The 14,664-nt window shown below is 31.0% G+C and carries 13 protein-coding genes; 3 read left to right on the plus strand and 10 right to left on the minus strand.

Going from position 1 to position 14,664, the window contains the following annotated elements:
* Window position 1: 1 nt before the first annotated feature.
* The 10 genes from C8P67_RS19690 to C8P67_RS19735 form a co-directional block, all read right to left on the minus strand.
* A complete protein-coding gene (locus C8P67_RS19690) occupies window positions 2–1,414 on the minus strand; it encodes an aspartate aminotransferase family protein (protein WP_115814904.1) in 1,413 nt (470 codons plus the stop codon).
* A gap of 89 nt (window positions 1,415–1,503) precedes the next feature.
* Entirely contained in the window at window positions 1,504–3,153 is a 1,650-nt protein-coding gene (locus tag C8P67_RS19695; protein WP_170141497.1) for a cyclic peptide export ABC transporter, read from the minus strand.
* Window positions 3,154–3,304: 151 nt separating this feature from the next.
* Window positions 3,305–4,903 (minus strand): MBL fold metallo-hydrolase, encoded by a 1,599-nt coding sequence (locus tag C8P67_RS19700; RefSeq protein ID WP_115814906.1) that lies wholly within the window; start codon window positions 4,901–4,903, stop codon window positions 3,305–3,307.
* Window positions 4,904–5,439: 536 nt separating this feature from the next.
* On the minus strand, window positions 5,440–6,177 hold the full coding sequence (locus tag C8P67_RS19705) for a thioesterase II family protein (protein WP_115814907.1): 738 nt from the start codon (window positions 6,175–6,177) through the stop codon (window positions 5,440–5,442).
* A gap of 16 nt (window positions 6,178–6,193) precedes the next feature.
* On the minus strand, window positions 6,194–6,859 hold the full coding sequence (locus C8P67_RS19710; protein WP_115814908.1) for a 4'-phosphopantetheinyl transferase family protein: 666 nt from the start codon (window positions 6,857–6,859) through the stop codon (window positions 6,194–6,196).
* Between the two features lie 1,442 nt (window positions 6,860–8,301).
* Window positions 8,302–8,880 carry a DUF4833 domain-containing protein gene (locus C8P67_RS19715; RefSeq protein WP_115814909.1) on the minus strand — a complete coding sequence of 193 codons (579 nt, stop codon included), beginning with the start codon at window positions 8,878–8,880 and terminating at the stop codon, window positions 8,302–8,304.
* A gap of 211 nt (window positions 8,881–9,091) precedes the next feature.
* Complete coding sequence (locus tag C8P67_RS19720) at window positions 9,092–9,523, minus strand: GtrA family protein (protein ID WP_115814910.1); 432 nt, start codon at window positions 9,521–9,523, stop codon at window positions 9,092–9,094.
* Entirely contained in the window at window positions 9,516–10,211 is a 696-nt protein-coding gene (locus C8P67_RS19725) for a CDP-alcohol phosphatidyltransferase family protein (protein ID WP_115814911.1), read from the minus strand. Before C8P67_RS19725 ends, C8P67_RS19720 begins: the two co-directional genes overlap by 8 nt.
* A 127-nt stretch (window positions 10,212–10,338) precedes the next feature.
* A complete protein-coding gene (locus tag C8P67_RS19730; protein WP_115814978.1) occupies window positions 10,339–11,145 on the minus strand; it encodes a phytanoyl-CoA dioxygenase family protein in 807 nt (268 codons plus the stop codon).
* A gap of 229 nt (window positions 11,146–11,374) precedes the next feature.
* The gene (locus C8P67_RS19735; protein WP_115814912.1) at window positions 11,375–12,163 is read right to left on the minus strand and encodes an SDR family NAD(P)-dependent oxidoreductase; all 789 of its coding nucleotides are present in this window, start codon (window positions 12,161–12,163) and stop codon (window positions 11,375–11,377) included.
* Window positions 12,164–12,500: 337 nt separating this feature from the next.
* Here C8P67_RS19735 and C8P67_RS19740 point away from each other — a divergent pair, with 337 nt between their 5' ends.
* The 3 genes from C8P67_RS19740 to ric all read left to right on the plus strand — a co-directional run bounded on the left by C8P67_RS19740 (window position 12,501) and on the right by ric (window position 14,661).
* Complete coding sequence (locus C8P67_RS19740) at window positions 12,501–13,139, plus strand: NAD(P)H-binding protein (protein WP_115814913.1); 639 nt, start codon at window positions 12,501–12,503, stop codon at window positions 13,137–13,139.
* A 268-nt stretch (window positions 13,140–13,407) separates the two neighbouring features.
* The gene (locus C8P67_RS19745; protein WP_115814914.1) at window positions 13,408–13,842 is read left to right on the plus strand and encodes an RrF2 family transcriptional regulator; all 435 of its coding nucleotides are present in this window, start codon (window positions 13,408–13,410) and stop codon (window positions 13,840–13,842) included.
* Window positions 13,843–13,929: 87 nt separating this feature from the next.
* Window positions 13,930–14,661 (plus strand): iron-sulfur cluster repair di-iron protein, encoded by a 732-nt coding sequence (gene ric, locus C8P67_RS19750; RefSeq protein WP_115814915.1) that lies wholly within the window; start codon window positions 13,930–13,932, stop codon window positions 14,659–14,661.
* Window positions 14,662–14,664 lie beyond the last annotated feature (3 nt).

Genomic DNA, 14,664 nt, shown 5'->3' on the forward strand with positions numbered 1-14,664 from the left:
ATTATATGATTTTATTTTTTTCTAGAGCTGGTTCCAAATATTCTTCCATACAAACTATTATGGATTCTTTGATAATTTCAATTGCTGATTCAACAATATTCTGAGTTGTGATTAAAGGAGGAATCAATCTCATTACATTTTTATAATGACCACCTACTTCAAATAATAGTCCTCGCTGAAAGCATTCTTGTCTAAGCTTTTTAAGATATTCCGGAAAAGGTTCCTTCGTAGTTTTATCCTTAACAAATTCGATTCCTATCATCATTCCCTTTCCTCTTACATCACCTATGAACGGATTGTCGGTTTCTAATGTCCTCAATTTTTCTATCAAATAATCCCCTATAGACTGAGCATATTTTTCTATATCATATTCTTCAATAAAATCAAAAGCTCCTCTTGCTGCAGCAATACTCACCTGGTTACATCTAAAAGTACCTATATGATCCGCCGACTTCCAGGCTTCTATATTTTTTTTATATATTAATCCTGAAATTGGAAAACCTATACCTCCAAAACCCTTAGAAAATGTAATAATATCAGGTACAGCATTTGTATTCATAAATTCTAAGAATCTTCCTGTTCTGAAAAAACCACTTTGGACTTCATCAAAAATCACAATAACACCATGTTTATGAGCTACTTCTACGATACGTTCTAAGTATCCATCTTTAGGTACAATATTACCTCCTTCTCCTTGTAGTGGTTCTAATATGATAGCCGCCGGAGCTACAATTCCAGAATGTGCTGTATCTAATATCCATTCGAAATGACTTACACATTCAAAATCGCAGCTATTAGAATTTTTATTAAAAGGGCAGCGATAGCAATAACTGTAGGGTACAAAACTTATATTTGGAATAAGAGATGTAAATTTATTGCGAAAAAAAGTATCAGAAGTTACTGCTAAAGCTCCAGAAGTCATACCATGATAACCTCCTGTAAAAGCTATAATGCCATCACGTCCTGTCTTAATTTTTGCAAGTTTTATTGCAGCTTCTATGGCATCTGAACCTGTAGGGCCTCCAAAACTAACCTTGTATTCGTCCTGAATTTCTGCTGGTAATTTTTTTAAAATTAGCTGAATTAAAATAAGCTTATTTTCTGTTGGAAAATCTAGTGCATGAATCAATTCTACTTGTTGCTCCTTAACATAATCTAATACATACTCATTGCCATGACCCACATTCAAAACTCCGCATCCTCCAAAAAAATCAATAAAATGGTTACCATCTACATCTTCTATTATACTTCCTTTTGCTCTTTTTATTGCAATTGGCATATTTTTAGGATATGAAACAACACTTCCTTCTATTTCACTTTGCAATTTCAACAATACTTTCGACTTTTCACCTGGTAATGAAGATGAAACAATTTTTGCACATTCAGATAAATGATACTTTTTAAGTAACTCCATAGTAAATTATTCTTGCTTATTTTATTAAAATAGATCTTGGAAAATAAAATTCTTAAATTAAACAGTGTTTATAAATGATCAGTAAACTCTTAGACCAATTGGTCTTGCACTTCTCCATAATTAAATTTCATTAATCGATCACAGTATTGATAATATGCATCATCGTGGGTGATTGCAATTACAGTTTTTCCTTTACTTTTTAAGTCAGGAATTATATTTTCATAAAAATATTTTCGAAATTCCGGATCTTGCTCTGCAGCCCACTCATCAAAAATAAAAATATCTTTATCTTCTAATACTGAATATATCAATGCAAGTCGCTTTTGTTGACCACTGGATAAATTTTGGAATATTCTATTGTTTTCTTCATCTTGTCGAATAACTTTGTCCAGTTTCATTTTTTTCAAAAGCTCTACTAAGTGTTTATTAGACGGAAGGAGATTGAAATTATCATAATTCTCTGTAAAGAGATAATTATCAGAAAAAATACATGATATCATATCTCTATATTGAGATCTATTATCATCTGTAATTATTAAATCATTAATGACAATTTTACCGGATTTAGGAATATATAGTCCTGATAATAAATTGATAAAAGTGCTCTTTCCACTACCATTACTTCCAGAAATGAAAATAATTTCTCCTTTATTTATTTTGAGATTAATTGGCTTAAGTTCAAACGTAACATCTCCGTTTTCATCAACGTGCTGGTAGGTTATCTTATTAATAGAAAGGGTTTCAAAAACTAGTAACTCCTTTTTTGAAGTTGATAATGGAAATGCATCTGAATCGTTCAAATTATCTGTGAGAGTGTCATTGAATTCATTAATTCTTGCAAAGGCAATTTTATAACCTATAACACTTTTCATAAGGTTTATTAAAATAGCGATTGGCCCCATTAAAAATAATAACGTAATCATAAAACCAGAAATAACCGTTTTGTCAATGCTAAAAACAAGAGGTAAAACAAAAAGCACTGTACCAATCAAAAAATAAAAAAAATAATCTCCTAATAGTTCATTACCAAAAGCCGATAATCCTGCTTTGATATTGAGATTTATGGCTTTAACACGATTCTCAGTAATGTGCTCTAAAAACATAGAATCACTTCTCTTAGTACTCATTTTAACCTTATTGAAACCATGTAAAAAGTCGTTATAAAACCTCATAAATGTATCATCAAGATCTCTCTTGGCATCCATATCCATTTCAATAATTCCATTTCGATAGTTATAAATAAATGCCAATATAATAATAAGAACGACTATCGTTAAGGCTCCTTTTGGATAAAGCCAAAACATGTAGCCCAAGCCGGCAACTATCATTATAAGTGAGTTAAAAAAAGTTATAAAAACTGCAGGAAGTGATTCTAAAGTACGTACATCTTCTAATGCAGTTCTTACTCTTGCCTCACCCATTTGCAAATAAGATTCATAATTCGATAGCCGAAGTTTATCTATGATTTGCAGGGTCATTTCTTTACCAAAGATTAACGTAGCTTTTATCATGTAACCATTAAAAAAGTACGTCAACAAAAAAGAAACCAAAACAAAAATTAAGTAAATCAACCAGTCGTATTCATTAAAAAAAGGTAAAGGAGTACCCGCTATTTTATGACTAACCAGCATTAACAAACTACCACTCCATAAACCATTAATTACAGCTAAAAAACCAAGTAGTGGCAATGCTATTTTTAGTTTTAATCTTAATAAATTAAGCAATGTTGCTTTTCCCAATTTTCTAGTTAGTTTAATTGTTATTGTAGCTTTTATTTCATGAAAATAATTTGAAATACATCCCAAAAATATTTCACGAACATTAACGTTTATCGATATTTTATATGCCTTTTGACGTATTCTTAATTATCAAAAGGAATAAGAATTCGACCTACTTTGAATACATAATCTCTTTTTCCCCAAACAAACGTTCGGCAATTATGTTATTAGCCTGACAATCCTTTATCAATAAGTCAGACTGAATAATAGGATGAGATTCTGCTGTGTATTTAATACTACTAATAAATTCTAACCAAGGCTCTTGCCCCATTGCGTACACATATACTTCTTTTGGATTAAATGCTTGTACTAATCCTTTTCCTCTCTCAAAATTAGAGCCCGCCAATCTACGAGAAGAATCCTTATCTCTTGGCAATGGTTCTGTTAACAATGGACCATAAAGCCATGAAAGAGGTGCTCCGTCACATTCCATTCCTAAAAAGATAACATCAACATCTCCAAGTAAAGCTTGTACTCTCTGGTAAATTTTTGATTCTACATTACAGGAATCGGCAACGAAAACCATTTTAAAATCTCCAACACGTACGTAATGACATATTTTAGCCTGAATATTTAAATCCGAGTGCTCTCCTATAAATGGAATACCTGTAATAGAACAATCGTGAAATTTAATAGTGTCCATTTCATCAATTTCTACTACATTATCAAACCCAATTGAATTGAACATCAATTTCAAACTAGGATCTTGCAAAGTACCATTAGAAGATCTTGGCACGACTACATTTTTTATTTTATGTCTTAAAGGAATAAGAGTTTCGAATAAAATATGATCCTGATGATTATGCGTAATTAAAACGTAATCAATAGTATCAGGTAAATCCATATCCGAGAATCGATTAACTTCCTGATGATAACCATAATAACTGATAATAGGATCTATAAGAATACTTAAATCCTTAGTCTCTACCAATATACATGCATGACCAAAATAGCGCATTCTTACCTTGTCTCCTCTATATCTTTCATAAGGTTTAGGGGCATCAGTTGTAAAAAAAGATTCAAAAACTGCCTCCATATCAGCAGGTATATCCAGTTTCTTTTTAATTTTACTAAATGATCCTGGAATTCTTCTCATTGTACTGAGTTCATCTAATCCACTGTGGCTAAAAGGTATATTCAAGTGTATTTTATCCTTATCTTCTAAACGTGGTGTGCTTAAAACAAAAGGCCTTTGGTCATTATCGGTCAGCCACAATAAAATACTTTGTGAAGTTTCTTTATAAAATTCACTATTATATAATAATGGCTCAAAAAATCTAAAAGAAGGCTGATTGTTAAGATCGTAAATCAATTCTACATAACCTTTTAACACTTCAGGAACTTCTTCATACAAAGGTTCAAGAGAATATCCTTTTGCTTTTGCCATTAAGATCAAGTTTAACTCTTTGACCGCTTCACTGAATACGATAAGCTCTTTTTGATTTTCTAAAGTATTGTTACGTAACTGTTCTATCTCACTTACCCGTTTTCCATCATAATCAATAAAGGGACCTCCTAGCATTTTTGGGTTTTTTACTGCCGCAGCATGTGCTGCAGGAGCCTGAATATAGGAACTCATTATTTTTAAATGCCTACCCGTAATATTCATAGCTGCTGTTGCCGGAGATATCAAATGACTCCATGCATACCAGTTATCAAATAATGGCTCTATTACTAAATTTGGTTTCAAATAAACTTGATCTGTATTCATAATTATTATTTTATATTTAATTCGCCCTCAAAGGCATCTTATATTCTTTGAACAATAGTTTAAGAATAAAAAAATATCCATTTTTTTATTTACGAACATACTTTACTTAATATGCCCAAATTTCAACAAGAATATTTTCAATTACAGAAAAATTCCGTCAGAGTTAATATTTACAGTAGTATTCTTTTTTATAATAAAAATTCAACTAGCACATTGATTAAAATCAAGAGAGCATGAATTTATAGTGTTCTTAGATTATAGCTTACGGAAACTGCAATTAAAAAAGATCTTCAAAAAATAACTTTATTAAAATTCGGTTTAACTATAATCTTTAATTTTCAATCCTTATCGTTTTTTATTATAAAAAATAATATGTAATTACTTATAATAATGACCAATGATTACTAAATTCCTAAATAAAAAATCTTCATATTACATTAACAAACGTCAATAAATAATATGTTTCAAGACTATCTTTTAATTTTGTTCTGATATCATTCAAAAATTAACATATAATAATGAATAAATTCATGACTCTAATAAATACTGAAAGAACCCATCGCAATTTGAGATATTCTTTTTGCAATTGATTCGGCATGTTTAAAAATAAAAAAATGATCTCCTTCTAAAAGTTCAAATGTGCAATTATCACTAGTTTCAGTCTGCCAGGCCTTCATACCTGATAAAGAAGTTTTTTCATTACCAATACCTATTTCATCCTTACCCATAAAAATATGAATAGGAAAAGTAAAAGGCACTTCCATTGGTAAATAGTCATAATCCTCAATAGCCTTAAAATCAGATATCATTATAGGATAGTAAAGATCCAAAAGTTCTTTACATTCTAAAATTTCTTTAGGTAGCCCTCCAATTTTATTAACTTCTTCCCAGAAAAGAGGACTAGGCAGTATCGATTTTTTATTATCAAATCGGTTAAACCCTGGTGCCCCACGTCCTGTAAAAAAAAGAGCCATTGGTTTATTCATTTTTTTTTCAGTTATTTTCTTTGCCAATTCATATCCTAATAATGTCCCCAGACTGTGTCCATATATAATATAATTTTCGTCGTGTATATGGGGGATCATTTGACTCAAAAGATCATCTACCATATGATCAATTCTATCCAACAAACTTTCTTTAAAGCGACTGCCTCGTCCTGGAAGTTCCAAAGTAATCCAATCTATTTTTTTGGGCACATGCTTTTCAATACCATTAAAGCTATATTTATTACCTCCTGCAAATGGGAGAGCTATTACTTTATTGTTCGTTGCCATTAAAAAATCTTTTAATCTATATTAAATTTATATAATTATTTAAAGAATCTAATTCTAAAATCTTTATGTACTTTTCATTAACCAGTTTACTAGTCGCTATATGACATTTATATTTACTGTCTAACTTAATCTCTTTAAGGAAAAATTTTTTATTCTCAACAATTGCAATATTTTTTGATATTTCAAAAGATTTTAGCGGTACAGACAAACCTTTTCCGCCCCCCTTGATCACTGCTTCTTTTTGGGTCCAATAATTATAAAATGAACCCTTTTTATTAAAAGATGTGGAAATTTTTATCCATTCTCCCTCTGTCATTTCAGATTGAAAATCTTGTATTTGAATATCACGTTGCAATTCAATATCAATTCCTATATCACAAACATTAGTCACAGCACAAACAACAATTTCTCCTGAATGAGAAATATTAAAACAAACTTTATCTTCTCCAAAATAAGGTTTTTTATACTTAGTATATTTTACGCTAGTTTCTTTATAAGTTCCATTAAAATTATCAGTTCCCCTATAAAGCAATATTCTGCCTAATAATGACAATTGAGCATCCTCCCACCTTTGATAACTTTTTATTTTATTCTGAAAATCAATTGGAAATCTTAACAAAAACTCTTGCATCAATTTTTCATGATTATTCTCTGAAATAAAGGCATAATAGATATATATCATTTTTTCTTACAAAATATAAAACAAATAAATTAACTTTATCCTTTTTTTAGTACCATTGACTTATCAAATGTAATACAAAGATGATGTAAATCTAGAAGTAATTATCTTAATAACAAAATTTTATTATTATTATAAATTTTGTTAAAATATAAATTACGGTCTATTGGCATCAATAAACCAATTAAAATTAAGAATTTTACACTTAATTAAAATAAAAACATAAGTTTTATAATATATATATTTCGAACTGGTTATATTTAAATTGTTTGATTTATTAAGATGTTTATTGGTTTTTCAACTATGATTCTATTAATATATCGTACCAATGTTAATGCAGTTATTTTTGCTAAAATTATTGCTTTAAAACATTCGAAACTTTTATTATAATTTATTTATAATTCTTAAATAGTCAAATAGTTATAAAAAAAAACAACTCAATTTTTTTTGTTGATACCTAAGGATTTAAAATTTAAGCTTATAATTTTTTTTATAAATACTTTTTTGAATTTCTAGTTTAATATTCACCGTTTGGAATAGAATACTTTGAGACAAACAACCTCTTTTTCCATGTAATATACACTCAGGCATTTTTTGCTTTATATTCAAAAAATGAACTTCAGCTTTCGCAATGTCTAATGAATAGAAAAAAAAAAAAAAAATCCGTTCAATTTATATCCATAAAACCATTGTATTCAGAAGTACCAAAAATTATTTGAAAGAACAGTTTCAAACTCATTTTTACAAATTTTAATTCTTTTATGACAAGCAAATTTGCAAACATTCAGCGTACTAGCTATTTCGATGCATCCATTTAAAATTCCGAAAGAAACTATAAACTAAATTCTAAACAATGATTTTTTTTGAATTATAGTAAAATTAAAAAAAGAATACACCCTTACCTTAGTTTGAGAAAATCTTAGAGCAGACACATCTGAAGCAAGATGCTAAAAACTAAAAATCATAAAAAAATCTACAACACCTGATAGTTTGCAGATTTTCTATTTTTTTTTAGATCGAACTTAAGATATCTCTCCATTTGTTTGAAGTTAAGTTTTCATCTTTCTCTGTTATAGCAAAAAAAAGATCATGGGTAATTGATTATTTAACTTAAATAAACTTTCATTTTTTGTCGATATTTTTTCAATTTAAAACCCATTAATTTTTTATTAATCTTACATAAAATAGTTTCTAAATTATTTAGTCAACATAAAAAACTCTAAATCTTACGATTTAGCGTTTTTTATGGCTTTTCTGTACTACAAATGAAACTAGAAATAATGTACAAATATGCATGTCTCAAATAAAATTAAGAGAAAATTTAAATTTACAGAGCAATAACTTAACAGAATTTTAGCATCAAAATAAATAAAAAAACTAAGTATTATAATTATCTTAAATTTACCGAATATTAAATAATTTATAAACATCCAAGAATAAGCACCTTATATCAATAAAATCCTTTCCGTAATTGTTTTATTTGAAGAAGTATCAATTCCGGTAACTTCGGCATACTTTACATTGGGTAACCAAAAAGAACCTCCTTCGATACGTACAAATATTTTTTCTACCTGAATTTTTTTCTGATTTACATTTACAAAAACATGATATTTTTGATCTGAATCTATCTTTTTTAAAGTTAACGGCAGCTTTTTGTACGAAACAAACTGAAGTTCAAACTCCTCATTATTTACTGTTTTACTTTGTATTCCGTAGGCAAATTTGCGCTGTACATAACTAAAATCTTTTTTTTCTCCTTTCTCAGCGTATCGAATCCAATACGCTTTTATAGGATTGCTTTTGTCTATTTTTCCATTTTCCTGGTAATTTATAGCATAAATAGCAGTGTTTATATTAGGATCACGCTGAATATAAAACAGCATATTATCTACATTTTTAGGCGTTGGAAAATGTAATGGCGACGGATTTTTGGATTGTGCCAATACATTTTGTGAAATCATATTTACTAAGACCGCTATAACGATTAGTAATTTTGTGAAATATTTAAATGATAATTTATTCATGACGAAATATTTGTAAACTTAATTAGATTCTTAATTGTTTTCTTTTTTTGATTATTGTAAAAAAGCAGAAAGTTATCTCTCAGCCCCGATAGAAGCGACATCCTTTCCTGCCGGGGTTCGGCAGGAAAGATATAGTGGATAGCGGGACCAATCTTCCTATAAATGCCTAATATTCTGCTCCAAAAAATTAATAATCGAGCTCAGGTTGTAACTAATTTGATTCGATTACATTCTGTTTTTCATTTACTCTAAAAACCCAATATTTAATCAGTGGGTAATTAAATCCATAAGAAACAAAACTGTCTGTGATTAATCTTCCGATTCTATAATCGATTTGAAATACTTTCTGCAGAATAAGCGTACCAGATGATTTTAAGGAAATACTCCCTAATACCACCAGCGCGAACTTAAAAAGCTGACTATTGATGTGGCTGCTATAACCCGATTGATTTTTAAATACCCAAAATCTATTGATGCTGAAATTGATAACTGCGCCAACAGTTCCGGAGATTAAAATAGAAAAGGTAAAATGCAGTTTAACTACTTCTGTAAATACAATCATTAAACCATAATCGGTAACTCCGCCTAAAAATGCAGCAACTTGTGCCTGCAGAAAAGTGTAAATGGACTTTTTCCTAGGCATAACGGTCTGGGTTTTGATCTCTTATATCACCCAATTTTAAAAGTTTTATGCTGTCAGCAATATTGATTATCAGTAATAAAACTGTTATTAAGCCAGCCAAATAGGTAATTGATCCATGAAAAACAACTTCTAAAATCAGAATTAAAGCAATAATAAATCGAAGTTCTGTTGGACCAACAAAGCCGGAATCGATACTGTATTCATTTGTAATTTTGTAACGCAGTTGACTGATGATGATCGACCAGCCATACAATGCAACAAAAGCAAAAGCTATCATTTTTGTGCCGTTTTTAGCATAAATATAGTAGCCAAAACCTATGAATACAATACCAATCCAATCGGCAATAATATCGAGTGCAAAACCATACCAGCGTCGCGGAATATTTCTGTAATAAGCCAGTCTTCCATCTAAAGAATCACCTAACCAATTTACAGCCAAACCGATAATACCCAAAAGCAGATACCAATTTGCTACATAAGTTCCTAAAACAAAACCTAAAAAAACCAATCCCGAACCCAATGTACCTAGCAAAGTGAGTACGTTGGGCGAAATGAATTTAGGCACCTTTGGAAGTAAAAATACAATCGTTAACTGTTCTGCTCTTTTTAAAATATTAGTCCGCTTACGATCTGAGAATGTCCTTTGTACAATTGCACTATAATCTGCAGTCTGTGTTTCTGTTCCCATTAATAACCCAATTCTAGTTTTGTAATTTTCAGCTTTATTTTTCTTTGCGTATTTTTAAGAAAATCTGTGGTACCTTTTAGTTTACCTGATCTAACCAGATAACTATATGCGATGATAAACAACATGATTACTTAACAATTCCAGCAAAACGCTGATAGAAAACCGTTGGACTATTCTCATTTTTAGGAGCATATTTTCCTGCTATAATTGGAATATAAATCACTCTCCTTCTGCTTTCTTCACCACGAATAGATGATTCTGCAACCCTGTGCCACAAACGGCCATCGTGAATGGTTAAATCTCCAGCTTCTGGATTGATAGCAATTTCCTCTGGGTCGGCATTATGATCTAAAAAGTATTTTTTACGAAAAAGCATTTGATAAAGACTCTGCTTGTGAGTCCCCGGAATGATTTTAAGACCACCATTTTCGGGTTTTAAAGTACTTAAGTGAATACCTACATTTAGCATCGGGTTTAATTTTGCACCATAAAAAATATCTCTCAAACCATCTGTATGCCAGCCCATTTTGGCAAACTTACTTTCTGGTCCATTGATATAATGATTGAAAACCATTCCGTCTTTTTCTTCGGTGCCTAATCTTGCTCCCTCGCCTGCCAATGGCAATAAACCATCCAATCTTGGATCAAGTAAAAGACCGCTTAAGGTTTGATGATGCTGATTGATAAAAGCAAAACGCTGTACAATAGGAGAACCATCTAAATCTTTTCCGTATTTAATTGGAACGCCATTTACTTTTTCAAGGTTATTGTCAATCCATTTTTGCTCTACTTCTTTCGAAGCATCAATAATAGATGTAACAGTTTCGGGATTTATAAATTTTTTGAAATGGATGAAGCCATGTTGGTTAAAAAAGGCAATTTGCTCATCAGTTAATTGTTCTGTAAGTGTAAATTTTTTATAAGAAGATATCATGATAAATAGATTTAATAAATGAAATAATGTGTTTGTAATTTTATCTAAGGGATTAGCAGCTGCAACAGCAACAACAGCGCATCCGCATCTTTGCGTGCATTCCGCTTTTAGTAAAACCAAATATTTTTCTTTTATTATACATACTCTATCGAATTAGTAGAACTTTAAGCAAAAGTAATATAATTTTCCTTTCGCAAAGAATATTTTTTTTATTTTTTTGAAAAAAAAATTAAATTTTATAAATCCCGGCTGCAGTTTTTTCGATGAAAGCCTTTGGCAGTATGCGGTTGGCGTAAACCGAAATGATATTTGTAAACCCCGGAATAACTTCTGATTTTTTGCTAAACATGGCTTTTACTGCCAATTTTGCAACTTCGTCTGGCTGCATATTGAACTTTTGAGCCATTTTACCAAGAGCATCTAAACCAGCTCTTGAAGCAAAACCAGTATTAACGGGACCCGGACTAAAACAGGTTACAGATATTGAAGTCTGGGCAAGTTCAAAACGCAGGGCACGGGTAAATGATAAGACAAAAGCCTTTGTAGCGGAATAAACAGCCAGCGTAGGTACAGCCTGGTAGGCAGCAGTACTCGATATATTTAAAATGAAGGCTTGTTTTTCCTGTGAAAGTATGGGGATTAATAAATGCGAAAGTTCTACAACTACATTCATATTAAGCTGCATCATCCCAAGCTGATCGGTTAGAGAAGAATTACTAAAATCACCCCAAACTCCATAACCGGCATTGTTTACTAAAAAGCCAACTCGATAATTATTGGTTTTTATCCAATCGGTTACTTTTAGTGATGCATCGTTTGTCGAAAGATCAATCGATAAAAAAGGAGCATTGATTCCGTATTGAACCTGAAGGTCATCAGATAGCACTTTTAACTCCTTGTCACTTCTTGCAACCAGCAATAATGGATACCCCTGTTTGGCCAATTCATAAGCAATCGATTTTCCAATGCCTTTGCTGGCACCGGTTATTAAGGCATACGGTTTAGTATTTTCGCTCATTTTAGTATTTTAATTCCTCAAATATAAAAATTAATTGTAAACTGTTGGGTGTGCAGCGTGCATAATGGTTAACCTCTGCCTCCCATAGAAGTCACTAAATTCTACTTATTCCAACTCAAAAAAACCTTAATTTTTCAAGACTTTTTTTGTTATTCGCACTAAATCGAATTCTTTGTGTTAATACAAATAAATGATTTTCAGCTCTTAAAACTTTTACATCAAAACAAATATTTCTTGTAAATAAAGCTTGAAATATGGCTAACAATTTATTCCTATTATCAAAAACCATTGGATTGCAAAAAATGCTTATTTTTATTAACCACTAAAAAACAATAGTATGAAAGCATTAGTCATTGGTGCCACGGGTGCTACAGGAAAAGACCTTGTAAATATTCTGCTGCAGGATTCGGATTATAAAGAAGTGGTATTATTTGTTCGCCGCTATAGTGGAATGAAGCACTCTCAATTGACCGAAGTTTTAACCGATTTTGACAAACTGGAAGAAGTTTCAGAATTAATCAATGGAGATGTTTTATTTTCCTGTTTGGGAACTACGCTAAAAGTGGCAGGTTCAAAAGAAAATCAGCGGCACATTGATTATGAAATTCCGTTGAAATTTGCTGAAATAGCAAAGACCAATGGCATTTCGAAAGCAGTTTTACTTTCGGCTTACGGTGCTTCATCGACAAGCAAAGTATTTTACTCTAAAATAAAGGGAGAATTGGAAGACAAGATTGCAAGCCTTGCTTTTGATTCCTATATTGTTTTCAGACCTGGTTTACTTCTTCGAAAGGATACAAACCGAATGGGTGAACGTTTAAGTGCATCGGTACTAAAATTTCTAAATTCATTAGGCATAGTCCGTAAATTTAAGCCGATACCTACTTCTGTACTTGCAGAAAAATTAGCGAAGGCTCCCAAAATTTTACAGTCAGGAAAGCAGATTATCGAATTGGATGATATCTTCAGGTTTTGATATTTTTAGTACAAGTAATAAAAATTAACAATATTGTAGTTTATTTAATGAAGAAAAATCAGAATTATGAAAAACTCAATTAAAAATTGTTACTCGGAAATACCTCAATAACAAACAGTAACACTAATCTTTTCTTATTTTATAAAAGTCTTGAATACGTGTACAGACTGATTAAAACGACCAGATTTTCATTACAACAAATTAATAGTGGATAAATTTATCCACTATTAAAAATAAATACTTACCTTTGTGCTGTAAAAAAGAATAAATGTTTTCAAAAGCTTGCGAATACGGTATCAAGGCATCGATCTACATTGCCGAACAATCTTTGACTGGGAGAAAAGCGGGCTTGAAAGAAATTTCAGAAGCAATAGAATCGCCAACTGCTTATACTTCAAAAATATTGCAGCACCTCTGTCGAAGTTTTATCATAAACTCCGACAAAGGCCCTACAGGAGGCTTTTCAATGGATATACAAAGAATGGAAAAGATAAAGCTGAGTGCAATAGTTTTTGCAATTGATGGAGATTCAATTTACAATGGCTGTGGTTTAGGGTTAAAAAAATGTGACGAAAAAAAGCCTTGTCCTGTGCATAATCAATTTAAACTCGTTAGGGATGAACTTAAAAAAATGTTAGAAACAACTAGTGTAAAAACATTGGCTATGGATCATGAAAAAAAATTAACTTTTTTAAAACGATAAAAAAAAAATTAAAATAATAGTGGATATTTTTATCCAATATTATTCTAAAATAGAACATATTAATACAAAACTTTAAATTATAAAAAAATGAATATTCAAGAAAACCAAATTATAGGCGAATTAGTAGCAAAAGACTACCGAACTGTATCAATATTTAAAAAATACGGCATTGACTTTTGCTGTCAAGGCAACAGAACCATTAATGATGCTTGTGAGGCAAAAAAAATTGATGACAAATTAGTTGTTTCAGATTTGAATGCACTCATACAATCCAATGTAGAGAATACAATCGATTATAAATCTTGGCCTATAGATTTATTGGCTGATTATATAGAGAAAAGACATCACCGTTATGTGGAAGAAAAAACGCTGGAAATAAAACCCTACCTAGATAAAATATGCAGAGTTCACGGAGAACGTCACCCTGAACTGCTTGAAATCAGCGAACATTTCAACGCTACTGCCGGTGAGCTGGCAAAACACATGAAAAAAGAAGAACTTATTGTGTTCCCCAGGGTACGCAAAATGGTTCAGGCAAAACAAGAAAACTCCAAATGGGAGACACCACAGTCTGGCAGCGTACAAAACCCTATTCAAATGATGATGGACGAACACACCACGGAGGGTGACCGATTTAGAAAAATTGAAACATTAAGCAATAATTACACACCGCCTGAAGATGCCTGCAATACTTATAGAGTAACAATTGCATTACTTAAGGAATTTGAACAGGATTTACACCTTCACATTCATTTGGAGAATAATATTTTGTTTCCCAGAGCGTTAGAATTGGAAAAAGAATTGTCACAAAAAAACTAATTA

Origin of the sequence: Flavobacterium aquicola, from assembly GCF_003385115.1 — a bacterium.
Taxonomy (GTDB): Bacteria; Bacteroidota; Bacteroidia; order Flavobacteriales; family Flavobacteriaceae; genus Flavobacterium; species Flavobacterium aquicola.